The 24023-nt window shown below is 70.9% G+C and carries 21 protein-coding genes; 15 read left to right on the top strand and 6 right to left on the bottom strand.

Annotated elements, in window-relative coordinates:
• Positions 1–4: 4 nt before the first annotated feature.
• Entirely contained in the window at positions 5–1225 is a 1221-nt protein-coding gene (gene rlmN, locus AB4Y78_RS00685) for a 23S rRNA (adenine(2503)-C(2))-methyltransferase RlmN (RefSeq protein ID WP_441713852.1), read from the top strand.
• Complete coding sequence (purU, locus tag AB4Y78_RS00690) at positions 1222–2097, top strand: formyltetrahydrofolate deformylase (protein ID WP_441713853.1); 876 nt, start codon at positions 1222–1224, stop codon at positions 2095–2097. Before rlmN ends, purU begins: the two co-directional genes overlap by 4 nt.
• Before the next feature lie 115 nt (positions 2098–2212).
• Here the strand turns inward: purU and AB4Y78_RS00695 are convergent, their stop codons facing one another.
• Positions 2213–3364, bottom strand: coding sequence for an LOG family protein (locus tag AB4Y78_RS00695; RefSeq protein ID WP_259909079.1), 1152 nt, complete (start codon positions 3362–3364; stop codon positions 2213–2215).
• A 267-nt stretch (positions 3365–3631) separates the two neighbouring features.
• Here AB4Y78_RS00695 and AB4Y78_RS00700 point away from each other — a divergent pair, with 267 nt between their 5' ends.
• Positions 3632–4810 (top strand): S8 family peptidase, encoded by a 1179-nt coding sequence (locus AB4Y78_RS00700; RefSeq protein ID WP_387355399.1) that lies wholly within the window; start codon positions 3632–3634, stop codon positions 4808–4810.
• 232 nt (positions 4811–5042) lie between these two features.
• On the opposite strand, the gene AB4Y78_RS00705 is transcribed toward AB4Y78_RS00700, so the two are convergent.
• Positions 5043–6434, bottom strand: coding sequence for an aspartate aminotransferase family protein (locus tag AB4Y78_RS00705; protein ID WP_387355398.1), 1392 nt, complete (start codon positions 6432–6434; stop codon positions 5043–5045).
• A complete protein-coding gene (locus tag AB4Y78_RS00710) occupies positions 6431–6889 on the bottom strand; it encodes an Lrp/AsnC family transcriptional regulator (protein WP_259909076.1) in 459 nt (152 codons plus the stop codon). Before AB4Y78_RS00710 ends, AB4Y78_RS00705 begins: the two co-directional genes overlap by 4 nt.
• Positions 6890–7058: 169 nt before the next feature.
• Between AB4Y78_RS00710 and AB4Y78_RS00715 the strand changes: the two genes are divergently transcribed.
• The 6 genes from AB4Y78_RS00715 to AB4Y78_RS00740 are packed head-to-tail and all read left to right on the top strand — an operon-like array spanning position 7059 to position 14017.
• Positions 7059–8504 carry a gamma-aminobutyraldehyde dehydrogenase gene (locus AB4Y78_RS00715; protein WP_441713854.1) on the top strand — a complete coding sequence of 482 codons (1446 nt, stop codon included), beginning with the start codon at positions 7059–7061 and terminating at the stop codon, positions 8502–8504.
• A 46-nt stretch (positions 8505–8550) separates the two neighbouring features.
• On the top strand, positions 8551–9807 hold the full coding sequence (locus AB4Y78_RS00720) for a polyamine ABC transporter substrate-binding protein (RefSeq protein ID WP_259909074.1): 1257 nt from the start codon (positions 8551–8553) through the stop codon (positions 9805–9807).
• The gene (locus AB4Y78_RS00725) at positions 9807–10982 is read left to right on the top strand and encodes an ABC transporter ATP-binding protein (RefSeq protein ID WP_387355396.1); all 1176 of its coding nucleotides are present in this window, start codon (positions 9807–9809) and stop codon (positions 10980–10982) included. The genes AB4Y78_RS00720 and AB4Y78_RS00725 overlap by 1 nt, the downstream gene beginning before the upstream one ends.
• Positions 10979–11890: an ABC transporter permease gene (locus tag AB4Y78_RS00730; protein ID WP_387355395.1), complete on the top strand. Its 912-nt coding sequence runs from the start codon at positions 10979–10981 to the stop codon at positions 11888–11890. Before AB4Y78_RS00725 ends, AB4Y78_RS00730 begins: the two co-directional genes overlap by 4 nt.
• 1 nt (position 11891) lies before the next feature.
• Positions 11892–12707, top strand: a complete 816-nt coding sequence (locus AB4Y78_RS00735) for an ABC transporter permease (RefSeq protein ID WP_007928931.1) — start codon at positions 11892–11894, stop codon at positions 12705–12707.
• A 14-nt stretch (positions 12708–12721) separates the two neighbouring features.
• Positions 12722–14017 (top strand): saccharopine dehydrogenase family protein, encoded by a 1296-nt coding sequence (locus AB4Y78_RS00740; RefSeq protein WP_387355394.1) that lies wholly within the window; start codon positions 12722–12724, stop codon positions 14015–14017.
• Between the two features lie 117 nt (positions 14018–14134).
• Here the strand turns inward: AB4Y78_RS00740 and AB4Y78_RS00745 are convergent, their stop codons facing one another.
• From AB4Y78_RS00745 to AB4Y78_RS00755, 3 genes are all read right to left on the bottom strand, one after another.
• A complete protein-coding gene (locus AB4Y78_RS00745) occupies positions 14135–15028 on the bottom strand; it encodes a phosphatase PAP2 family protein (protein ID WP_259909069.1) in 894 nt (297 codons plus the stop codon).
• A gap of 61 nt (positions 15029–15089) precedes the next feature.
• The gene (locus tag AB4Y78_RS00750) at positions 15090–16169 is read right to left on the bottom strand and encodes a threonine aldolase family protein (RefSeq protein WP_259909068.1); all 1080 of its coding nucleotides are present in this window, start codon (positions 16167–16169) and stop codon (positions 15090–15092) included.
• Complete coding sequence (locus AB4Y78_RS00755; protein ID WP_387355392.1) at positions 16166–18361, bottom strand: DUF6421 family protein; 2196 nt, start codon at positions 18359–18361, stop codon at positions 16166–16168. Before AB4Y78_RS00755 ends, AB4Y78_RS00750 begins: the two co-directional genes overlap by 4 nt.
• Positions 18362–18467: 106 nt before the next feature.
• On the opposite strand from AB4Y78_RS00755, the gene AB4Y78_RS00760 reads away from it, so the two are divergent.
• The 6 genes from AB4Y78_RS00760 (at position 18468) to AB4Y78_RS00785 (ending at position 23953) form a co-directional block, all read left to right on the top strand.
• On the top strand, positions 18468–19931 hold the full coding sequence (locus AB4Y78_RS00760; protein WP_387355391.1) for an NAD-dependent succinate-semialdehyde dehydrogenase: 1464 nt from the start codon (positions 18468–18470) through the stop codon (positions 19929–19931).
• Positions 19932–19933: 2 nt separating this feature from the next.
• On the top strand, positions 19934–20422 hold the full coding sequence (locus tag AB4Y78_RS00765) for a ribonuclease domain-containing protein (protein ID WP_259909065.1): 489 nt from the start codon (positions 19934–19936) through the stop codon (positions 20420–20422).
• Positions 20423–20427: 5 nt separating this feature from the next.
• Positions 20428–20736: a barstar family protein gene (locus AB4Y78_RS00770; protein WP_259909101.1), complete on the top strand. Its 309-nt coding sequence runs from the start codon at positions 20428–20430 to the stop codon at positions 20734–20736.
• Between the two features lie 12 nt (positions 20737–20748).
• A complete protein-coding gene (locus AB4Y78_RS00775; RefSeq protein ID WP_282069833.1) occupies positions 20749–21243 on the top strand; it encodes an acyl-CoA thioesterase in 495 nt (164 codons plus the stop codon).
• Positions 21240–22421 (top strand): 1-deoxy-D-xylulose-5-phosphate reductoisomerase, encoded by a 1182-nt coding sequence (gene dxr / locus AB4Y78_RS00780; protein WP_441713857.1) that lies wholly within the window; start codon positions 21240–21242, stop codon positions 22419–22421. Before AB4Y78_RS00775 ends, dxr begins: the two co-directional genes overlap by 4 nt.
• A 206-nt stretch (positions 22422–22627) precedes the next feature.
• The gene (locus tag AB4Y78_RS00785) at positions 22628–23953 is read left to right on the top strand and encodes a M50 family metallopeptidase (protein ID WP_007928948.1); all 1326 of its coding nucleotides are present in this window, start codon (positions 22628–22630) and stop codon (positions 23951–23953) included.
• Positions 23954–24023: the final 70 nt, after the last annotated feature.

Raw genomic sequence — 24023 nt, forward strand, 5'->3', positions numbered from 1 at the left:
GGCGATGACCGATCTGCCCACACCCTCGACCGCCCGACCGGCGCCCGGCCAGCTGACCATGACCGCGCCCCGGCGCGGCAAGCCGCCGCGCCATCTCGCCGACCTCGACCTCGCCGGTCGCGTCGAGTGGGCCAAGGAACTCGGCCTACCCGGCTTCCGCGCCAAGCAGTTGTCGACGCACTACTTCACCCACCACACCGACGACCCCGGGCAGATGAGCGACCTGCCCAAGGCGGCGCGCGAGGAGCTCGTCACGGCGATGCTCCCGCGTCTGCTGACGCCGGTGCGCACCATCACCGCCGACCGGGGCGCGACCCTGAAGTCGGTGTGGCGCCTGCACGACGGCGCGCTCGTCGAGTCGGTGCTCATGCGCTACCCGCGCCGGGCGACGATCTGCATCTCCAGCCAGGCCGGCTGCGGCATGAACTGCCCCTTCTGTGCCACTGGTCAGGAGGGTCTGACCCGCAACATGTCGACCGCCGAGATCGTTGACCAGGTCGTCGCGGCCAACCGGATGCTCGCCGAGGCGGGCGACCTGTCGCTCGGCGACGACGCCGGGGCCGGGCTGGGGGCCGAGGCCGATGACGAGGGGGAGTCGCTCCCTTCGTCCGGGGGGCGTCGGGTCACCAATGTCGTCTTCATGGGCATGGGGGAGGCCCTGGCCAACTACAAGGCGGCGATCGGCGCGATCCGGCGCATGGTCGACCCCTCGCCGGAGGGGCTGGGCATGAGCGCCCGCGGCATCACGATGTCGTCGGTCGGGCTCGTGACCGGTATCGACCGGCTCACCGAGGAGGGCATCCCCGTGACGCTCGCCCTGTCGCTGCACGCTCCCGACGACGAGCTGCGCGACGAGCTCGTGCCGATCAACACCCGATTCAAGGTCGACGAGGCGATCGACGCCGCCCACCGCTACTACCTGCGGACCGGCCGCCGGGTGAGCATCGAGTACGCCCTGATCCGCGACATCAACGACCAGGCCTGGCGCGCCGACCTGCTCGGCAAGAAGCTCACGGAGCGCGGCAAGGGCTGGGTGCACGTCAACCCGATCCCGCTCAACCCGACCCCGGGCTCGAAGTGGACCGCGTCGCGGCGCGGCGTCGAGCAGCAGTTCGTCGAGCGGCTGCGGGCACACGGCATCCCGACGACGGTGCGCGACACCCGCGGCAGCGACATCGACGGTGCCTGCGGGCAGCTCGCGGCGGCCACCTCGGGTGCCGAATGAGCACGCCCATTGAACGCGGCCTCGGCCGCGAGATCGTCCTGACCCTCAACGGGCCCGACCGGCGCGGCATCGTCCACGCCGTGACCGGCGCCATGGTCGGGCTGGACCTCAACATCCTCGACAGCCAGCAGTTCGGTGACCCGTCGACAGGGGAGTTCCACCTGCGGATGCACCTGCAGGCCGACACCCCGATCGACGCCGACCGGCTCGAGGCCGAGCGCCAGCGGCTCGTCACCGAGCTCGGCGCCGACGTCGACGTGCACGACCCGCAGGAGCCGCACCGGCTGCTCATCATGGTCAGCCGGCAGGGCCACGTGCTCAACGACCTGCTCTTCCGGGTGCGCACCGGCCAGCTCAATGTCGTCGTGCCGGCCGTCGTGTCCAACCATGAGGACTTCCGGGCCGAGGTCGAGTGGCACGGCATCCCCTTCCACCACGTCCCGGTGACCCGGGAGACCAAGCCCCAGGCCGAGGCACGGCTGCGCGAGATCATCGCGGCCGAGCGGATCGAGACGGTCGCGCTCGCGCGCTACATGCAGGTGCTCTCCGAGGACATGTGCGCCGACTTCCCGGGCCGGGTCATCAACATCCACCACTCGCTGCTGCCCTCCTTCAAGGGGGCGCGGCCCTACTCGCAGGCACACGAGCGCGGGGTCAAGGTCATCGGCGCCACCGCCCACTACGTGACCTCCGACCTCGACGAGGGCCCGATCATCGAGCAGGACTTCCGGCGGGTCGACCACCGGATGAGCCCCGCCCAGCTCGCCGCCACCGGCGCCGAGCTCGAGGCGATGGCCTTTGCCCGCGCCCTGCGCTGGCACGTCGAGCGCCGGGTCGTCCTGCGCGGCCGGCGCACCATCGTCTTCGACTGACCGCACCCCCGTGCGCATTTCCCTAGGGAAATACGCACGGGGGCCGTATTTCCCTAGGGAAATGCGCACGGGTTCCGTATTTCCCTAGGGAAATCTGCACTGGGGCGGTGGCTCCTCAGGCGGCGAGCAGCGCGGCGGCCTCCTCGGGGGTCTCGGCGAGGTGCAGCACCTCGCCGAGGGGCCGTCCGGTCCCCAGCGCGCGCAGGGCGGGCCAGACGGGGACGGTCTCGGTCCAGTGCTCGAGGCCGACCAGCACGAGCGGCGGCAGCGTCTCGCCCTCGGGCGCGTAGTACAGCGGCGTGCAGGCCTGGAAGATCTCCTGCACGGTCCCGGCTGCGCCGGGCAGCACGACGAGCCCGCCGCTGCTCTGGGCGAGCAGCACGTCCTCGCGCAGCGCGTTGGAGAAGTACTTGGCGATGCCGTCGCAGAAGACATTGGGCGGCTCGTGGCCGTAGAACCACGTCGGGATGCCGTAGCTGCGGGCCCGACCCGGCGCGGCCCCGAGGTCGTCGCGCACCCGCAGCGCGAGCTCTGCCCAGGCCTCGACCGACGGGCGGAAGCTCGACACCGCGGCCAGCCGGCCCAACGCCGCGTCGACCGCGTCGGGGGTCGGGGCGAGCGCGCCGAGGTTGGCCGCCTCCATGGCTCCCGGCCCGCCGCCGGTCAGCACGACGCGCCCGCTCGCGGCGAGTGCGTGGCCCAGCCGGGCGGCGTCGGCGTAGTCGCTGCTCCCACGCTCCAGCGCGTGCCCGCCCATGACGCCGACGACGTCGCGACCGTGGAGCGCCTCGACGAGGGCGTCCTGCACCGCGTCGTCGTGCACCGCCCGCAGCAGCGTCGCCCACGCATCGTGCTGGGTCCGCGCCTCACGGCTCCACGCGTAGGCGCGAGCGTCGACGGTGCTGGCGTAGCCGTGCTCGGCGATGCCGTCGTAGAGGTCGAAGGGGGTGTACAGCCGCGAGCGGAAGGCCTCGACCGGGCAGGTGGGGTCGGGCGGGATGATGACCGCGCCGCGCGCGACGAGGTCGCGGGCCAGCGCGTCGGGGACCTGACCGCCGAGCACGACGAGACCGCGCACGTCGGCCCGGGAGAGGTGCTCCGCGTGGGGCTCGAGGTCCAGGCCCTGCAGGCGCCAGCCCGCGAGCGGGGTGCCCGCTCCGATGAGGCGACGCAGACCCCCTTCGTCGTGGACCTCGCGGAAGGCGGGGTCGCCCGGACGGCGTCCGAGCACGTCCCCCAGGGGGTGGTGGCGGGTCTCCCTCGTCATGCCGCCCAACCTAGCCGCGGGTGTCGGGGGCGTCGGGGATCGGTATGGATTCTCTCCGGAAATCGGGCTCCGGAGGGTGGGTGATGGCCTGCGGCGACTGGGCCCAGCCGCCGCAGGATCCGCGGCAGATCGCCTCTCACGCACCGGTTCTTACCGTTCGTTGACGCTAGGGAGGGGTCGATCTCGAGCCGTGGACACCCCCGTGAGCCACTCGTAGTGTCCAGCAGCAGCCGCTCCGAGATCCGGGACGGCAGACGAAAGGAACCCATGAAGTACTCGACGAAGAGCGCCAGTGTTGTCGTCTCCTCGGCGGCACTCCTGCTGGCGGTGACCCCCTTCGCAGCCCAGGCCCACGGCGAGGACCTCGCCCCGCTCACCACGCACGGTGACGCAGCGCTGGAGATGCAGGGGGAGACGACCTACGTCGTCACGCTCGACGAGGGCGAGGACGCGCGGGCTGTCGCCTCCTCCCTCGGCGTGACCCCGACGCACGTCTACACCGAGGTCATGGACGGCTTCTCCGCACGGCTCACACCGCAGCAGCTCCACGACGTGCGCGCCGACGCGGACGTCGCGGCCGTCTCGGAAAACATGAGCATCCGCGTCGACCCCTCCGAGGGGCAGGCCGCGGCCGACACCCCGTGGGGTCTGGACCGCATCGACGACCCGGCGCTGCCCCTCGACGGCAGCTACGAGCCGGCGGGGACGGGTGCCGGCGTCACCGCCTACATCCTCGACACCGGCATCGAACCCGACCACACCGAGTTCGGTGGCCGGGCGTCCGTCGGCTTCGACGTGACCGGCGGGGACGGCCTCGACCGTCAGGGCCACGGCACGCACGTCGCCGGCACGATCGGCAGCGAGAGCTACGGTGTCGCCCCGGGCGTCGACCTCGTGGGGGTCAAGGTGCTCGACGACAGCGGCAGCGGCTCGTCGGCCGGGATCATCGAGGCCATGGACTGGGTCGCGCAGCAGGCCGACGGTCCCTCCGTCGCCAACATGTCGCTCGGCGGGTCCAAGGACCCGGCGCTGGACAACGCGGCCAGCGGCCTCGTCGACAGCGGCGTCTTCACCTCGGTGGCGGCGGGCAACGAGTCGCAGGACGCGGCCAACGTCTCCCCGGCGAGCGCGGACGGGGTCTTCACGACCGCCGCCTCGACCGACGGGGACGGCAACGCTGACTTCTCCAACTACGGGTCGGTCGTCGAGGGCTATGCCCCGGGCCAGGACATCGAGTCGACCGTGCCCGGTGGCGGTACCGAGACCTACAGCGGCACCTCGATGGCCAGCCCGCACGTCGCGGGCGCGGCCTCGCTCTACCTCGAGGCCAACCCGGGTGCGACGCCCGACGCCATCACGAGCGGTCTGCAGGACAGCGCCGTCGACGTCATCGGCGATGCCCCCTCCGGCACGACCGGGGGTCTGCTCCAGGTGGCTGCCGGCTGATCGGCGACCCCACGACAGCGGCGGGTCCGCTCCCTTCGTCAGCCCTTCGAGACGGTCGCTGCGCGACCTCCTCAGGGACCGACAGGGGGCGGGCCCGCCGCTGCTCGCCCGCCGCCGGAGATCCGCATTTCCCTAGGGAAATGACCGCCGGACCCGGCATCTCCCTAGGGAAATGCGGCCGGGGTGTGCATTTCCCTAGGGAAATGCGCAGGGAGGGGCGGGCGAAGGGAGGTCAGAGGTGGTTGGGGGCCTCGGTGAGGACCGTGCGCAGCCGCTGCTCGATGTCGTCGAACTCGGCCTGGCCGACCGTCAGCGGGGGAGCGAGCTGGACGACCGGGTCGCCGCGGTCGTCGGCGCGGCAGTACAGGCCCGCGTCGAAGAGCGCCTTGGACAGGTAACCCCGCAGCATCGACTCGGACTCGGCGGCGTCGAAGGTCTCCCGGGTCGTCTTGTCCTTGACCAGCTCGATCCCGTAGAAGTAGCCCTCGCCGCGCACGTCACCGACGATCGGCAGGTCGAGCAGCCGCTCGAGGGTGCGGCGGAAGGCCGGGGCATTTTCCTTCACGTGGTCGTTGAGCCCCTCGCGCTCGAAGATGTCGAGGTTGGCCAAAGCGACCGCCGAGCTCACCGGGTGGCCACCGAAGGTGTAGCCGTGGGCGAAGCTGTTGGTCCCGCTCTTGTACGGCTCGAAGAGCCGGTCGCTCGCGATCATCGCGCCGATGGGGGAGTAGCCGGAGGTCATCCCCTTCGCGCAGGTGATGATGTCGGGCGTGTAGCCGAAGTCCTCGCAGGCGAACATCGAGCCGATGCGGCCGAAGGCGCAGATGACCTCGTCGGAGACGAGCAGCACGTCGTACTCGTCGCAGATCTCGCGCACCCGCTCGAAGTAGCCGGGGGGCGGCGGAAAGCAGCCGCCGGCATTTTGCACCGGCTCGAGGAAGACGGCGGCGACGGTGTCGGGGCCCTCGAACTCGATCGCCTCGGCGATCCGGTCGGCGGCCCAGCGGCCGAAGGCCTTGGGGTCGTCACGCAGGTCCTCGGCCGCCCGGTAGATGTTGGTGTTGGGCACCTTGTGCGCGCCCGGCACGAGCGGCTCGAAGTCCTCCTTGAGCGGCGGCAGGCCGGTGATCGACAGAGCGCCGTGGGGGGTGCCGTGATACGCGATCGAGCGGGAGATGACCTTGTGCTTCTTCGGCTTGCCGGTGAGCTTGAAGTACTGCTTCGCCAGCTTCCACGCCGACTCGACGGCCTCGCCGCCGCCGGTGGTGAAGAAGACCCGGTTGAGGTCGCCGGGGGCGCCCTGGGCGAGACGCTCGGCGAGCTCGATCGCCGCCGGGTGGGCGTAGGACCAGATGGGGAAGAAGGCGAGCTTCTCGGCCTGCTTGAGCGCCGTCTCGGCGAGCTCGGTGCGCCCGTGACCGACCTGGACGACGAAGAGACCGGCGAGGCCGTCGATGTACTCGCGCCCCTGGTCGTCCCAGATCTTGTGGCCCTCGCCGCGCACGATCGTCGGGACGCGGCCGCCCTCCTCGTAGACGGAGTGGCGGGTGAAGTGCATCCACAGGTGGTCTCGGGCGGCCTGCTGCATGTCGGTGCCGAGAGCAGTGGTGGTCGGTTGGGTCATCTGGTCCCCCAGTTGTAGTGCTGCTTGTTGAGCTTGAGATAGACGAAGGTCTCGGTCGAGCGCACGCCCGGCAGGGTGCGGATGCGCTCGGTGAGCAGGCTGAGCAGGTGCGCGTCGTCCTCGCAGACGACCTCGACGAGCAGGTCGAAGCTGCCGGCGGTGGTCACGACGTAGTCGACCTCGGGGATCTCGGCGAGAGCATCGCCGACCGGCCCCATGTCGCCGTCGACGGTCAGGCCGATCATGGCCTGGCGGCGAAAGCCCACCTGGAGCGGGTCGGTGACCGCGACGATCTGCATGAGACCGCCGTCGATGAGCCGGCCGACCCGCTGGCGCACCGCGGCTTCGGAGAGGCCGACGGCCCGGCCGATCGTCGCGTAGGACTGGCGGCCGTCCTCCTGGAGGTGCTCGATGATCCGCTTGCTCATCTCGTCGAGCGGAGCAGGGGTGGTCATGGCGCCATCGTGGCGTGATCCCGGTCGCATGGCAAGCCCAGAGCGACGAAATCCGCACGAAACACCGGCGATCGCTGATGTTTTCACAAATGTGAGTGCGAGAGCCTGTCGATTTCGTTGACGGCGCACTATCGTCTGGGTCACATTCCCGATCGGAAGGACCCCAGTCGTGACCCAGCCCCGGACCCTGCGCAACTTCATCGGTGGCGAGTACGTCGACGCCACCGGCGATGCGAGCATCGATCTGGTCAACCCCGCGACCGGGCAGGTCGTCGCCCACGCTCCTGTCTCCACGCAGGCCGATGTCGACGCGGCCTACGCCAGCGCCGAGGCGGGCTTCGCCGAGTGGTCCGAGGCGACGCCGGGCGAGCGGCAGAGCGCGCTGCTCAAGTTCGCCGATGCCCTCGAGGCCCGCGCCGACGACCTCATCAGGCTCGAAGGGGAAAACACCGGCAAGCCGCACGCCCTGACCGCCACCGAGGAGGTGCCGGTCATGTGCGACCAGCTGCGTTTCTTCGCCGGTGCCGCCCGTGTGCTCGAGGGACGCGCCTCCGCCGAGTACATGAAGGGCCACACGAGCTGGATCCGCCGCGAGCCCATCGGCGTCGTCGGTCAGGTGACCCCGTGGAACTACCCGATGATGATGGCCACGTGGAAGATCGGTCCGGCCCTGGCTGCCGGCAACTCGATCGTCCTCAAGCCGAGCGACACCACTCCCGAGACGACCCTGCTCATGGCGGAGATCGCCAGCGAGTTCCTGCCCGCCGGCACCTTCAACGTCATCACCGGTGACCGCGACACCGGCCGCATGGTCGTCGAGCACGACACCCCCGGCCTCGTCGCGATCACCGGCTCGGTGCGTGCCGGTATCGAGGTCGCCGCCTCCGCGGCGCGCAACCTCAAGCGGGCCCACCTCGAGCTCGGCGGCAAGGCGCCGGTCGTCGTCTTCGACGACGCCGACATCGAGGCCGCGGTCGAGGGCATCGCCACGGCCGGCTACTTCAACGCCGGCCAGGACTGCACCGCCGCGACCCGCGTGCTCGCCGCCCCCGGCATCCACGACGACTTCGTCGCCGCACTCGCCGAGTACGCCCGCGACAACGCCAAGGTCGGCATGCCTGACGACGAGGACGCGCTCCTCGGCCCGGTCAACAACAGCAACCAGCTGGCCAAGGTCGCCGGCTTCATCGACCGGCTGCCCGACCACGCCAACCTCGCGCAGGGTGGCGAGCGGCTCACCGCGATGGGCGACGGCTTCTTCTACGCGCCGACGGTCGTCTCCGGCCTGCTGCAGGACGACGAGGCGATCCAGGACGAGATCTTCGGCCCGGTCATCACCGTCCAGCGCTTCACCGACGAGGACCAGGCCGTTGCCTGGGCCAACGGCGTCGAGTACGGCCTCGCGTCGTCGGTGTGGACCAAGGACTTCGGGCGCGCCATGCGCATGAGCAAGCGCCTCGACTTCGGCTGCGTCTGGATCAACACGCACATCCCGCTCGTCGCCGAGATGCCGCACGGCGGCTTCAAGAAGTCCGGCTACGGCAAGGACCTGTCGATGTATGGCTTCGAGGACTACACCCGGGTCAAGCACGTCATGGCCAACATCGAGAGCTGACGCACCACCCTCCCCTTCGTCCCTCCCCACGGAAGCGAGGTCCGAGATGGACCGCCTCCGGCGACCTGCCGACCCCAGAACCGCCGCGCTGATCCGGGCCGCGCAGGCCTCGGCCCGCTCGCGTGGCTCCTTCCAGCCGAGCCGACGCACGATGCTCGGGGCCGGCGCCCTCGGGCTCGGGGCCACCCTCCTCGCAGGGTGCGCCCCGCCCGAGCCGCCGGCCGGCGGCGTCGCCGAGCTCGACCTGCCCGAGGACCGGTCCGAGCGGGAGCAGACGGTGCGGTGGGCCAACTGGACCGCCTACCTCGACATGGACGACGCGGGCAAGACCTACCCGACGCTCACCGCCTTCGAGAAGCAGACCGGCATCAAGGTCTCCTACACCGAGGACGTCGACGACAACGACACCTACTTCAACAAGATCGCGCCGCAGCTGCGGGCGAAGCAGGACATCAACCGCGACATCTTCACCTTCACCGACTGGATGGCCAACCGGATCATCCGCGAGGGGCTGTGCCAGCCGCTCGAGCTGATCCAGATGCCCAATGCGAGCAACCTCCTGGCCCCGCTCAAGGACGTCTCCTTCGACCCCGGGCGGCAGTACTCCCTGACCTGGCAGTCCGGCTTCGCCGGCATCGGCTACCACAAGGGCAAGGTCGGCCGGGAGCTCAAGGCGATCGAGGACCTGTGGGCCGACGACCTCAAGGGCCGCATCTCGGTGCTCAGCGAGTTCCGCGACACCCTCGGCCTGATCATGCAGTCGCAGGGCGTCGACCCCTCCGGTGACTTCGACCAGGCCGCCTTCGAGGCGGCGATCGGTGAGGTCGACAAGCGCCTCACCGAGGGCTACATCCGCCGGGTCAAGGGCAACAGCTATCTCAACGACCTCAAGAGCGGCAATGCCGTGGCCGGCATCGTCTGGTCCGGTGACCTCTTCGTCCTGCGGGCCGAGACCGAGGACGACGACTGGGAGTTCGTCATCCCCGAGTCCGGCGGGATGCTCTGGAGCGACAACCTCATGGTGCCGATCACGAGCCACCACCGGCGCAATGCCCAGCAGGTCATGGACTACTACTACGACCCCAAGGTGGCCGCCGAGGTCGCCGCGTGGGTCAACTACATCTGCCCCGTCGAGGGCGCCCGGGCGGAGATGGAAAAGATCGACCCCGACCTCGCGGAGTCGCCCTTCATCTTCCCGAGCGAGGACTACATCGCCGACCACGACATCGTCGGCTTCAGGGCACTGTCCTCCCAGGAGGACGCGGACTACAGCGCTCTGTGGGCGAAGGCGGTGGGCAACTGATGGGCCTCTTCACACGATCCGGCGCCGGCGGCGTCCGCGAGGCGAAGGGCGACCTCGTCCTGTCGTCGGTGACCAAGACCTTCGGTGACTTCACCGCCGTCGACGACCTCGACCTGCGGGTGCCGCGGGGTTCCTTCTTCGCCCTGCTCGGCCCGTCCGGGTGCGGCAAGACGACGACCTTGCGGATGGTGGCGGGGCTCGAGCAGCCTTCTGCTGGAAGGGTGCTCATCGGCGACACCGACCTCACCGGCTCGCGCCCCTACGAGCGCCCGGTCAACACCGTCTTCCAGAGCTATGCCCTCTTCCCGCACCTGAGCATCCGCGACAACGTCGCCTTCGGACCAAAGCGCCGCGGCGAGAGCGAGGCGACCCGTCTCGCCGACGAGGCGCTCGAGCTCGTGCAGATGGCCCACCTCGCCGGGCGCCGCCCGGCCCAGCTGTCGGGTGGCCAGCAGCAGCGGGTGGCGTTGGCCCGGGCCATCGTCAACCGGCCCGAGGTGCTCCTGCTCGACGAGCCGCTCGGCGCCCTCGACCTCAAGCTGCGGCGCCAGATGCAGGTCGAGCTCAAGCGGATCCAGACCGAGGTCGGTCTGACCTTCATCCACGTCACCCACGATCAGGAGGAGGCCATGACGATGGCCGACACCGTCGCGGTGATGAACGGCGGGCGCATCGAGCAGATGGGCGCCCCCGAGGAGCTCTACGACCTGCCGGGCACGGCCTTCGTCGCCGGCTTCGTCGGCCAGTCCAACCTCGTGCCCGCAACCGTCACCGGCAGCGACGGGGACCACCTCGTCGCCGATGCGGCCGGGACGACGGTGCGGGTGCCCCGTGCCCGGGCGGCCGTGACCGAGGGACGGGTGCTCTTCGGTGTCCGGCCCGAAAAGGTGCGGCTGCACACCCTTCGGCCCGATGCGGCCGGGAGTGACGTGCGGGCGACGGTCACCGACGTCTCCTTCACCGGCGTCGCGACGCAGTACCTCGTCACCGTGCCCTCCGGGGGCACCTGGTCGGTCTACGAGCAGAACCTCGACGTCGAGCCGCAGGCGACCCGACCCGGCGACGAGGTGTGGCTGTCGTGGAACCCCGCCCACGCCTTCGTCGTCGCCGCCGACGACCTGCCCGAGGGAGCGCAGGACAAGGCCTTCGTCGCCACCGCGGGGGAGGCATCGTGACCACCGCGACGGCGGGCGGACCCCCTTCGGCCGCCGTCGATCCCGACGTCGTCGAGGGCCGGCGCTCCCGCCGGATCGCCTACCTGCTGCTCCTGCCCGGCGTGCTCTGGCTCGTCGTCTTCTTCGTCGTGCCCGTCGTGCAGCTTTTCACCGTCTCGCTGCAGAGCGACTACCCCGGGGCGCCCGGCTACTACTACCGCGACGTCAACTTCTCCAACTACGTCGACGCGCTCGTCGAGTTCTGGCCGCACATGCTGCGCTCGCTGCTCTTCGGGGCCCTGGCGACCTTCTTCGCCTTCGTCCTGGCCTACCCGCTCGCCTACGCGATGGCCTTCAAGGCGGGGCGGTGGCGCCCGGTGATGCTCATCTGCGTCATCGCGCCCTTCTTCACCTCCTTCATCCTGCGCACGATTGCGTGGCGCCAGATCCTCGCCGACGACGGGGTCGTCGCCAGCGTGCTCACGACGCTGCACCTGCTGCCGGGCGGACGGATCACCGAGACCTGGGTGGCGGTCGTCGCGGGCCTGACCTACAACTTCCTGCCCTTCATGGTCCTGCCGATCTACGCCTCGCTCGAGCGCGCCGACCCGCGGGTCATCGAGGCCGGGGGCGACCTCTACGCGAGCGGGATGACGACCTTCGCGCGGGTGACCCTGCCGATGTCGATGCCGGGCGTGCTCGCGGGGACGCTGCTCACCTTCATCCCCGCCTCCGGCGACTACGTCAACGCCGAGCTCCTCGGGTCCGACCGCAGCACCAAGATGGTCGGCAACGTCATCGAGAGCCAGTTCTTCAAGGTGCCGGGCGGCTACGACACCGCCGCGGCGCTGAGCTTCACGCTCATGGCGATGATCCTCGTGCTCGTCTTCTTCTACGTGCGCCGTTTCGGCACCGAGGAGCTGGTCTGAGATGCGCACCGTGACCCGCTGGCTCGGTGACCGCTTCGCGATGATCGCCGCACTCCTCGTGCTCTTCTACCTCTTCCTGCCGGTCCTCTACACCTTCGTCTTCAGCTTCAACGACTACCGCAAGTCCAACATCACGTGGAACTCCAACGCCGGCCCGACGCTCAAGCACTGGCAGAACCCGTGCGGCGCCCCCGGCATCTGCGAGTCGCTCGCCACGTCGTTGCAGGTGGGGCTGCTCGCGACCTTCGTCGCGACCGTGCTCGGCACGATGATCGCCTTCGCCATGGTGCGGCACCGCTTCCGCGGCAAGTCCGCGAGCAATGTCCTCGTCTTCGTGCCGATGGCCACGCCCGAGATCGTCCTCGGCGCGAGCCTGCTGACGATCTTCGTGCAGGGCTTCTCCCAGGTGGGGCTGCGGCTGGGCTTCTGGACGATCGTCATCGCGCACATCATGTTCTGCCTGAGCTTCGTCGTCGTCACCGTCCGGGCGCGGCTGCAGAGCCTCGACCCGCGGATGGAGGAGGCCGCCCAGGACCTCTACGCCGGGCCGGGCGAGACCTTCTGGCGGGTGACGCTGCCGCTCGTGCTGCCGGGCATCGTCGGCGCCGCGATGCTCGCCTTCAGCCTGAGCTTCGACGACTTCATCATCACCAACTTCGTCTCGGGTGACACGAGCACCTTCCCGAAGTTCGTCTACGTCAGCTACCTGCGCGGCATCCCCGCCCAGGCCAATGTCATCGGCTTCTCGCTCTTCGTCATCGCGGTCCTCCTCGTCGTGGTGGGCCAGCGGGTGGCGAGCAGCCGGACCTCGAAGTGAGTCGGGAGGCTCTCATGCGCGTGCTCATGATCGGTGCCGGCGGGGTTGGTGACGCGGCGGCCAAGATCGCCGCCGAGCGCGACTTCTTCGAGCGGTGGGTGGTCGCCGACTACTCCCTGGAGCGAGCCGAGGCGACGGTCGCCGCGGCGACGGCACGAAGGGGGAGTGGCGGAGCATTTGTCGCGGCGCAGGTCGACGCCTCCGACTCGGCGGCCGTGACGGCGCTGGCCCGGGAGCACGGGGCGACGCACGTCTTCAACGCCGTCGACCCCCGGTTCGTCATGCCGATCTTCGAGGGGGCGCTCGCAGCGGGTGCCGACTACCTCGACATGGCGATGTCGCTGTCGAGCCCGCACCCGCAGCGGCCGTACGAGCTGCCGGGGGTCAAGCTCGGTGACCAGCAGCTGGCGCGCGCGAGGGAGTGGGAGGCCGCGGGGCGGCTCGCGCTGCTCGGCATCGGGGTCGAGCCGGGACTGTCCGACGTCTTCGCCCGCTACGCGGCCGACGAGCTCTTCGACGAGATCGACGAGCTCGGCACCCGTGACGGCGCCAACCTCGTCGTCCACGACGACGAGGGCAACGAGGTCTTCGCCCCCGGCTTCTCGATGTGGACGATCATCGAGGAGTGCCTCAACCCACCGGTGGTGTGGGAGGGCGAGCGGGCCGGTGGTGACGTCGAGGCGGGATTCGTGACCCTGCCTCCCTTCGCCGAGCCGGAGGTCTTCGACTTCCCCGAGGGGATCGGGCCGGTCGAGTGCGTCCACGTCGAGCACGAGGAGGTCCTGCTCATGCCGCGCTGGCTCGATGCCGGGCGGGTGACCTTCAAGTACGGCCTCGGTGAGCAGATGATCTCGATGCTCAAGGTGCTCCACGAGCTCGGCCTCGACTCGACCGAGCCGGTGGACGTCAAGGGCATGCGGGTCAGCCCGCGTGATGTCGTCGCGGCCGTGCTGCCCGACCCGGCGACGATCGGTCCGCGGATGACCGGCAAGACGTGCGCGGGCGTCCTCGTCACGGGCACGAAAGACGGCGCGCCCCGGGCCGTGTACCTCCACCACGTGGCGGACAACGAGGTGACGATGCGCGACTACGACGCCCAGGCGGTGGTGTGGCAGACCGCCATCAACCCCGTCGTCGCGCTCGAGCTGCTCGCGACGGGCGTGTGGTCGGGCACGGGGACCAAGGGGCCGGAGGCCTTCGACGCCCGACCCTTCCTCGACCTGCTCGCCGCGCCCGCCCCGCAGGGGTACGGCTCGCCCTGGGGGCTCGAGGAGCGGGACCCGGCTGCCCCCAACCGGTCCCCCGGCTGATCTCGTCGATGGTTGTGTCCTGAAGTGGTAGCCGGGGGAGCCGGCAGCCCCCACCAACGCCTGCCGGCTTCCAGGCCTACCGGTTCAACACACAACCATCTGGGTCGCGGCGCAGGATCAGTGAAGCTGTAGCTCGCGCTCGGGGCGTCGGTGGGTGGGCGTGCCCGGCGTGCGCACCGACCACTGGGCCGTCAGGGGACGCAGGTGCTGCACCGACGGCCGGGGCAGGTCGAAGGGGGAGGTGCGCAGCCAGACCGCCGCCGGCACGGGCACCGGCTGGGGCCGCGGGCTCGGCGCCGGGGCGGCCTCGGGCTCGCTCTGGCGGCCCGGCAGGTCGTAGCTCCAGCCGAAGGGGAGGCCCCGTCGCTGCAGCGCCCGGTCTCCGTTGACGATGAGGCGCAGCACGAGACCGCCGGCGAGCAGCCCCGCGACGAGGTCGGTGGGCCAGTGGAAGCCGAGGTAGAAGGCGACGACGATCGCATTGGCGGCGATGAGCCCGACGAGCCACGTCAGTCGCCGCCGCAGACGGTTGTCCGGCCCCGCGTAGGCGAGGATCAGGTAGGCGGCGGCGCCGTAGATGAGCACCGCCTCGGCCGCGTGCCCGGAGGGGTAGGCGATGCCGTACCAGCCGTGGGCGATGGGACCACCGTCCCAGAAGCCGCCACCATTGCCGTGGATGGGGGCCGAGCGACCGAGGAGGACCTTCAACCCGCCGATGCCGGCGTAGAAGCCGATCTCGGCGGCGGCGACGATCGCGAGCGGGTGCCAGGTGCGGTGCCGCCAGGCGAGCGTGACGGCGACGAGGAGCAGCACGGGCAGGCAGACCGCCTGACCGGCGACGGCATTGGGCACCTGGTCGAGGAACTGCCACCAGTTGGGGGTGTACCGCTTGGCCCAGTAGCCCTGGAAGCGCTCGTCGTACGGCTGGAGCGGCCCGGCCGCCAGGAGGGTGAAGACGACGAGCGCACCGGCGAGTACCGGTGCGCTGGTCAGTCGAGGGAGGCGGGCCACCCTTCAGGTGTAGTAGATGAATCTGAGCAGGACCTGAAGAAACCCCGGTCTGTGAGCAACCTCACCGGCTCAGCTCGGCCCGCACCGCCTCGACGAAGGCGTCGACATCGCCCTCGGTGGTGTCCCAGGAGCACATCCAACGGACCTGCCCCGTCCTCTCGTCCCAGAAGTAGAAGCGGAAGGACTCCATGAGGCGCTCGCTCGACTCGCGCGCGAGGATCGGGAAGACCGCATTGGCCTCGACCTCGTGGGGCAGGGTGAGCCCCTCGACCTCGGCGACCCCCTCCGCCAGACGCCGCGCCATCGCATTGGCGTGCTCCGCATTGCGCCGCCACAGGTCGCCCTCGAAGAGTGCGAGCAGCTGCGCCGAGACGAAGCGCATCTTGCTCGCCAGCTGCATCGACTGCTTCCGCAGGAAGGTCGCTCCCGTCACCCGGTCGGGGGAGAGGACGACGACCGCCTCGGCGAGCATCGCGCCGATCTTGGTCCCGCCGAGGGAGAGGATGTCGACGCCGGCGTCGGTCGTGAGCTCGCGCAGCTCGACGCCGAGGGCGGCTGCGGCATTGGACAGGCGGGAGCCGTCGAGGTGCAGCACCCACCCCATGTCGTGGACGACGTCGGCGATGGCGCGGATCTCGGCCGGCGTGTAGACGGTGCCGACCTCGGTCGAGTTGGTGATCGAGACGACGCCGACCTGGGCGAAGTGCTCGTCGCCGACCCGCGCGGGGTAGGCGCGGATGAGCTCCGGGGTCAGCTTGCCGTCGGGGGTGTCGACGACGTTGACCTTGAGCCCGCCGACCCGCTCGGGCGCCGCGGCCTCGTCGACGTGGATGTGCGCGCTGGTCGTCGTGAGGACTGACCCCCAGCGCGGCGTGCAGGCCTGCAGCGCAAGGACATTGGCCCCCGTGCCGTTGAAGACCGGGTAGACCTGCGCCGCCGTGCCGAAGACCTCGGCGAGCACGTCGGTCAGACGCGCCGTGTAGACGTCCTCGCCGTAGGCCACCTGGTGGCCGCCGTTGGCCGCGACGAGCGCAGCGAGCACCTCCGGGTGGATGCCGGCGTAGTTGTCGCTGGCGAAGCCGCGGACGGACGGGTCGTGGATCGGGGCGAAGGGGGCGGCCTGCGTGGTCGTGTCGGTCACGCGGGGATCCTCTCAGCCGCGGCGGCCTCCGCCGCGCGGGGGTCGAGGGTGCCGGTGATGCCGCGGGTGGCCTCGATGACCGGCGCGAGCTTCTTGCGCAGCGCCTCGTAGAAGACGTTGAGCGGGAACTCGTCGGGCTGGACGAGATCGGTCAGCCCCTTGGGCGGGCCGTCGAGGGGCAGGTGCTCGGCCCCCTTCGCCCACGCCGAGGCCGGGTGCGGCGCGACGTAGCCGGCGATGAACTGGTGCGCGGCCATCCAGTGACCGACGCGCGAGCGGTCGATGCCCTCGCGGTAGAGGGTCTCGACCTCGTCGGACAGGGCGACGACTGCGGCCGGGACCTGCGCCCAGTCGAAGGTCAGCGTGTTGTCGGTCCAGCGCATCGCCCCGCGCTTGTGCAGCCACGCGAAGAGCAGCTGCCCACCGAGGCCGTCGTAGTTGCGCACCCGGTCGCCGGTGACGGGGAAGCGGAAGAGCCGGTCGAAGAGGATGGCCAGCTGCACGGCGCGGGCGTAGGGGTGACCCTGCTCAGCCAGCGTCACGCTCTGCCGGAAGGTGTTGAGGTCGCAGCGCAGCTCCTCGAGGGCGTACATCCAGAAGGGCATGCGCTGCTTGATCATGAAGGGGTCGAAGGGGAGGTCTCCGTGGCTGTGCGTGCGGTCGTGGATGAGGTCCCACATCGCGAAGGTCGCCTGGGCGACCTCCTGCGAGGCGACGAGCCGCTCGCCCTCGGGCGGCAGGTCGAGGCCGAGCACCTCCGCGGAGGCGGAGGTCACGCGACGGAAGCGCGCGGCCTCGCGGTCGCAGAAGATCGCGCCCCAGCTGAACTTCGGCACCTCGCGCACGGCGACGGTCTCGGGGAAGAGGACGGCCGAGTTGGTGTCATAGCCGGGGGTGAAGTCGATGAAGCGGACCGGCAGGAACATCGGGTTGTCGTAGGTCGCCTCGACGTCGGCGAGCCACTGCGGCCACATGACGTCGAAGAGCACGGCCTCGAAGACCCGGTCGAGGCTGCCGTTCTGCGTGTACATCGGGAAGACGGCGAGGTGCTGCGTGCCGTCGACGCGGTGCTGGTCGGGGCGGAAGGCCATGAGCGACTCGAGGAAGTCGGGCACCCCGAAGCCGCCGTCGACCCACCGCTGGAGGTCGACCGGCAGCGCGGCCAGGTAGTCGGCGTCGTGCGGGAAGCGCGGCGCGAGCTCGGTGATCCGCTCGGCCATGACGGCGACGAGGGCCGTCGCGCGCTCGCGGTCGGCGTCGTCGGCGAGCGAACCGTCCTTGGTCTGCATGAGCCGCAGCTCCTCGACCGCCGCCTTGAGCGCGACCCACGCCTCGCTCGCGCCCACCCCCGGTCCCTGAGGAGCGAGCCCGCTCTGCGGGCTGGGTGCCACGTTCCGCGTGGGCGTGCCTCGAAGAGCCGCGCCACCGATCCCCGCCCACGTCACGAGGTTGACCCAGAACTCCTCGTGGTCGAGCTCCGCGATCGAGTCGTCGCCGACGAGGTCGGAGTCGGCGAGGACGACGACGCGCCCGGCGCCGTGCTGCACGGCGACGGCCAGCGGCTGGGCGGCGGGGTGGGCGGTGGCGGAGGTGCGGGCGAGGACGCGCGCACCCGGAGCGCCGGAGACGTCGATGGTCCCGGCACGGTAGAAGCACAGCTCGTCGATGCCGGCCATGACGCCCTGCCCGGGGCCGGTGCTCGTCTCGCCGAGGACCCAGGTCGCATTGCCCTGGTGTCGGCGTCCGCCGTCGGCGCGCTCGTGGACGAGCGTGGAGGCGATCGCCAGGCCGAAGGGAGCCAGCAGGTCGTTGAGGTTGTTGCCGTGGGCGTCGTGGTCGCACTCGCCGAGGACGACGAGACCGCCCCCCTGTGCCACGTGATCGGTGACGGCCGTGATCTCGGCGGGGGAGAGGACCGGCGGCAGGTCGCCGGCGACGCGCTCGCTGGAGGCGGCCGCGGGGTGGGCGATGACGAGGACGTCGGCGCCGGCCAGGGCCGCAGGCGTCAGCTCACCGTCGGTGTGGGCCAGGACCTCGGTGCCGCGCTCGCCCAGGACCGCGGCGGCCCGGGCGAGGCTCGCGTCGCCGGGGTTGGCGGGGTTCATCCGCTCGGCGAGCTCGGGGTCGATGGACCACGCGCTGCTGTGCGCCTGGTCGAGGAGCACCCGGGCGAAGGGGGTCGTGACAGTCATTGCGGCCTCCCGCGGCGAGATCTGGAAGTTCAACGCCCATAGCGTGACAAAGCCGAAGGATTTACGCCAGTCGCCGTACGCGGCTGTTGGTCGTAACGTAGCCCCCATGGCAGCCGTGACGCAGAAGTCAGCCCTCGAGTACGCACCCACCCAGCTCTACATCGGAGGGAAGTGGCACGACGCCGGTGACGGTGCCACCTTCGCCGTGACCGACCCGGCGACCGGCAAGACGCTCGTCGAGGTCGCCGATGCGACCGTCGCCGACGGCAAGGCGGCGCTCGACGCCGCCGTGGCCGCGCAGGCCGAGTGGGCCGCGACCGACCCGCGGGTGCGCTCGGAGATCCTGCGCTCGGCCTTCGAGCTCATCACCGAGCGGGCCGACACCTTCGCCATGCTCATGACCCTCGAGATGGGCAAGCCCCTGGCCGAGTCCCGCGGCGAGGTGACCTACGGCGGGGAGTTCTTCCGCTGGTTCGCCGAGGAGGCCGTGCGCATCCACGGACGCTACGCCGTCGCCCCGAGCGGCGGCACCCGCCTGATGACGATGAAGCAGCCCGTCGGGCCGGTCTTCGCCGTCACCCCGTGGAATTTCCCGCTCGCCATGGGCACCCGCAAGATCGGTCCCGCGATCGCCGCCGGCTGCACGACCGTCGTCAAGCCCGCGCACGAGACGCCGCTGACGATGCTCGCCCTGGCCCGCCTGCTCGAGGAGGTCGGCCTGCCCGCCGGTGTGCTCAACGTCGTGCCGACGAGCTCCTCCGGCGAGATGAGCGAGCCGATCATCCGCGACCCGCGACTGCGCAAGCTGACCTTCACCGGCTCCACGCCCGTCGGCAAGAAGCTCGTCGAGCAGTCCTCCGAGCAGCTGCTGCGCACCTCGATGGAGCTCGGGGGCAATGCCCCCTTCGTCGTCTTCGAGGACGCCGACCTCGAGCGCGCCGTCGAGGGCGCGATGCTCGCCAAGATGCGCAACATCGGCGAGGCCTGCACCGCCGCCAACCGTTTCATCGTCCACGAGTCGGTCGCCGACGACTTCGCCGCGGCCCTCGCCGACCGCATGGGCGCCCTCACCATGGGCAAGGGCACGACGAAGGGGGTCGACGTCGGCCCGCTCATCACCGAGAAGGCGCGCGCCGGCGTCGCCGAGCTCGTCGACGACGCGCTCTCGCAGGGCGCCCGCGCCCTCGTCGGTGGCGAGGTGCCCGCTGGCAAGGGCTGGTTCTACCCGCCGACCGTGCTCACCGACGTCCCGGCGAGCGCGCGCGTGCTCACCGAGGAGGTCTTCGGTCCGGTCGCCCCGATCACGACCTTCAGCACCGAGGAGGAAGCCGTGCGCCTGGCCAACTCCACCGAGTACGGCCTCGTCGCCTACGTCTTCACCCAGGACACCTCCCGGACCATCCGGGTCGCCGAGGCGCTCGAGTTCGGCATGGTCGGCATCAACCAGGGCATCGTCTCCAACCCCTCGGCCCCCTTCGGCGGGGTCAAGCACTCCGGCTTCGGCCGCGAAGGGGGATTCGAGGGCATCGAGGAGTACCTCGAGACCAAGTACGTCGGCCTGGCGCTCTGACCGTGTCGAAGACCTGGCGCACCCGGCTCCAGCTCGCCGGGGGCGTCCTGCTGATCCTGCTCGCTGCCTGGATCGTCATCACCGGTGGTGGCGGCGACTCCTCGCCGAGCGGGTCGACCACCTCGGCCGCGTCGTCGGCGACCTCGCAGACCGAGGCGGGGGGACCCCCTTCGGGCACACCGGGGCCCGGCTCCACCCCGGACTCTGGGCTGGGCACGATCGCCGAGTCGCAGCTGCCGCAGGAGGGCCGCGAGACGCTCGAGCTGGTCCGCGTCGGCGGGCCCTTCCCGTACGACCGCGACGGCATCACCTTCGGCAACAGGGAGGGGATCCTGCCGGACCGGTCCCGCGGCTACTACCGCGAGTACACGGTCCCGACGCCCGGCGAGAGTGACCGTGGCGCACGACGGATCGTCGGTGGGCAGGACGGTGACCGGTACTACACGGACGACCACTACGCGAGCTTCGCCCAGATCGAGGAGGGGCAGTGATCCACATGGAGGCCGCCGGGGTCGACGGGCTGCTCGCGCGGGCCGTCGCCGGCACCGACCACGTCCACCTCGTCGACGGGGGAGCCGACCGCGACGAGACCTACGACCGCTTCGTCGAGGCCCTGCTCCTGCCGGAGCACTTCGGGCGCAACCTCGACGCGCTCATGGACTGCCTGCGCGACGTCGCCGACCGGCACGAGGCGCCGTGGACCCTCGTGTGGCGACCGGGCGCACCCGACGCCGGCGTCCTGCACGTCCTCGCCGACCTCGACGAGGAGTACCCGGACCTGAGCATCGTCGTGGCCGATCGCTGAGATGATGACGCGGTGACGACACCCACCGACACCCGCATCACCCTCTCCCGCGTCATGTCCCAGGCCGAGGCCAACCTCCTGGGCAATGTCCACGGCGGCAACATCATGAAGATGGTCGACGACACCGCCGGCGTCTCGGCCAACCGCTTCGCCCAGGGGCCGGCCGTGACCGCGGCGATGGACGAGATGGCCTTCCTCAACCCCGTCCGGGTCGGTGATGTCCTCCACGTGAGCGCCCAGGTCAACTGGGCCGGGTCGTCGTCGATGGAGGTCGGCGTGCGGGCCGAGGTCGATCGCTGGGACGCCGTCACCGACCGCGTCCACGTCGCGAGCGCCTACCTCGTCTTCGTCGCCGTCGATGCCGAAGGGAGCACCCGCCGGGTCCCCGAGCTGGCGATCGAGACCCCAGAGGAGCAGCGCCGCCACCGCGAGGCCGAGATCCGCCGGGCCCACCGGCTCGCCCGCCGCGAGGCCATCGACTCCAGCCGCCGTGAGGGCGGGGCGTGAGCACGCGCGTCACCCTGCTCGGGTCGACCGGGTCGATCGGCACCCAGGGACTGCAGGTCATCGAGGCCCACCCCGAGCGCTTCGCCGTCGAGGTGCTCGCCGGCGGTGCCAACACCCAGCTGCTCGCCGAGCAGGCGGCACGTCACCGCCCTTCGCTCGTCGCGGCCGCGGCCGGCACCCGCGAGGACCTGACCGCAGCCATCGCCACCGCGGCCGGTGACCCGGGCTACGCGCCCGAGGTCGTCGTGGGGGAGGAGGCCGCGACGATCGCCGCCGGTGCGCCCACCGACGTCGTGCTCAACGGGATCACCGGGGCCATCGGCCTGCGACCGACGCTCGCCGCGCTGCGCTCCGGCGCACGCCTCGCGCTGGCCAACAAGGAGTCGCTGATCATCGGCGGCCCGATCGTCAAGGACACGGCCGCGCCCGACCAGATCGTGCCCGTCGACTCCGAGCACTCCGCGATCGCCCAGGCCCTGCGCTCCGGCCGGGCCGACGAGGTGCGCAAGCTCGTCGTCACCGCGAGCGGCGGGCCCTTCCGCGGGATGGACCGGGCCGCCCTGCGCGAGGTGACGCCGGCACAGGCGCTCAAGCACCCCAACTTCGCCATGGGGCGGGTCATCACGACCAACAGCGCCACCCTCGTCAACAAGGGGCTGGAGCTCATCGAGGCGCACCTGCTCTTCGACGTGCCGATGGAGCGGATCGAGGCCGTCGTCCACCCGCAGCAGATCATCCACTCGATGGTCGAGTTCCACGACGGCGCCGTCATCGCCCAGCTCGGGCTGCCGACGATGCTCGCGCCGATCGCGCTCGGGCTGTCGTGGCCGGAGCGGCTCACCGACATCGAGACTCCCGTCGACTGGACGCGGGCGCAGGACTGGCGCTTCGAGCCGCTCGACGACGGGGCCTTCCCGGCGGTCCGCCTCGCCCAGCAGGTCGGTGCCGCGGGTGGGACGCACCCGGCGGTGTACAACGCGGCCAACGAGGTCGGGGTCGACGCCTTCCACGACGGGGCCGCGCGCTTCACCGACATCGTCGACACGATCGCCGAGGTCCTGCAGCGGCACGACGACGCGCGCTTCGACGCGCACACGGTCGAGGGCGTGCTCGCTGCGGATGCTTGGGCGCGCGACGAGGCCGCGGGGCTGCTCAGCGGGAGCAGCACCGGTCCCTGAGGAGGAGGCCGCCTGCGGCCGACGTCTCGAAGGGTCGGGGCGCCTCCCTTCGAGACGGTCGCGGGGCGACCTCCTCAGGGAGCGGCAGAGACGGTCGCGGGGCGACCGCCCACGCGGAGCGTGGGACCCACTCAGGGAGCGGCAGAGACGGTCGCGGGGCCACCCACGCAGGGAGCGGGGGAGCGTCAGCGTGAGACGATCGGGACATGCTCTACGTCCTGGGGGTCCTGCTCGCCGTGCTCGGCATCGGTCTGTCGATCGCCCTGCACGAGATCGGCCACCTGGTCCCGGCGAAGAAGTTCGGGCTGCGGGTGCCCCAGTACATGGTCGGCTTCGGGCCGACGATCTGGTCGCGACGCCGCGGTGAGACCGAGTACGGGGTCAAGGCGATCCCGCTCGGTGGCTACATCCGGATGATCGGGATGTTTCCGCCCGCCGCGGACGGCACCGTGCGCGCGTCGAGCACCGGCCGGATGAGCCAGCTCGTCGACGAGGCGCGTCAGCAGAGCCTCGAGGAGATCCGTCCCGGCGACGACGGGCGGATGTTCTACCAGCTGCCGATCTGGAAGCGGATCGTCATCATGATGGGCGGCCCGGTGATGAACCTGCTCATCGCGCTCGTCCTCTTCACCGGCATCTTCACCCTCAACGGCATCGCCGTCGCCACCCCGACGATCTCCGCTGTCAACGAGTGCGTCGACATCCAGCAGCAGGGCCAGCAGGCCGCGACCGAGTGCACCGACGACATGCCGATCGCCCCGGCCAATGCTGCCGGGCTCAAGCCCGGTGACACCATCACCTCGATCAACGGCACCCCTGTCTCGACGTGGGCCGATGTGCGTGCCGCGATCCGTAGCAACCTCGACGAGCCGCTGACGATGCAGGTCGACCGGGCCGGCACGACCAAGACGCTGCGTGCCGAGCCGATCGTGCTCGACCTGCCGGTCCAGGACGACCAGGGGCGGATCGAGACGGACGCGACGGGAGCGCCCGTCACCGAGCGGGCCGGCTTCCTGGGCGCGACCGGGACCCGGGAGATGCAGAAGCAGCCGATCACCGCGGTGCCCGGCCTCTTCGGTGAGCAGCTCGGGCAGACCTACGGGCTGCTCGTGCGCATCCCGCAAAAGCTCGTCGGCGTCGCCGAGGCGGCCTTCGGCAGCCAGGAGCGCGACCCGGACGGCCCGATGTCGGTCGTCGGCGTGGGCAGGATCGCGGGGGAGGTGGCCAGCTCCGACGACTTCGGCGACACCTCGGACAAGGCGATCCTCCTGCTGACCCTCATGGGCTCGCTCAACCTCGTCCTCTTCGCCTTCAACACGATCCCGCTCCTGCCGCTCGACGGCGGCCACGTCGCGGGCGCGCTGTGGGAGGCGGTCAAGAAGGGCTGGGCCAAGCTGCGCGGCCTGCCCGACCCCGGCCCCGTCGACGTCGCCAAGGCCCTGCCGCTGGCCTATGTCGTCGCCCTGGCCTTCATCGGCATGACCCTGCTGCTCGTCTACGCCGACATCGTCAAGCCGGTGAAGCTGACCTGACGCGCCCGCGGCGAGACCCCGAGGGGTCCCCGGTCAGCCTGTCGGCGCTGATGTCACCTGGTCCCCCTTC

Source organism: Janibacter sp. RAF52 (genome assembly GCF_052114035.1).
Classification (GTDB): Bacteria; Actinomycetota; Actinomycetes; order Actinomycetales; family Dermatophilaceae; genus Janibacter; species Janibacter hoylei.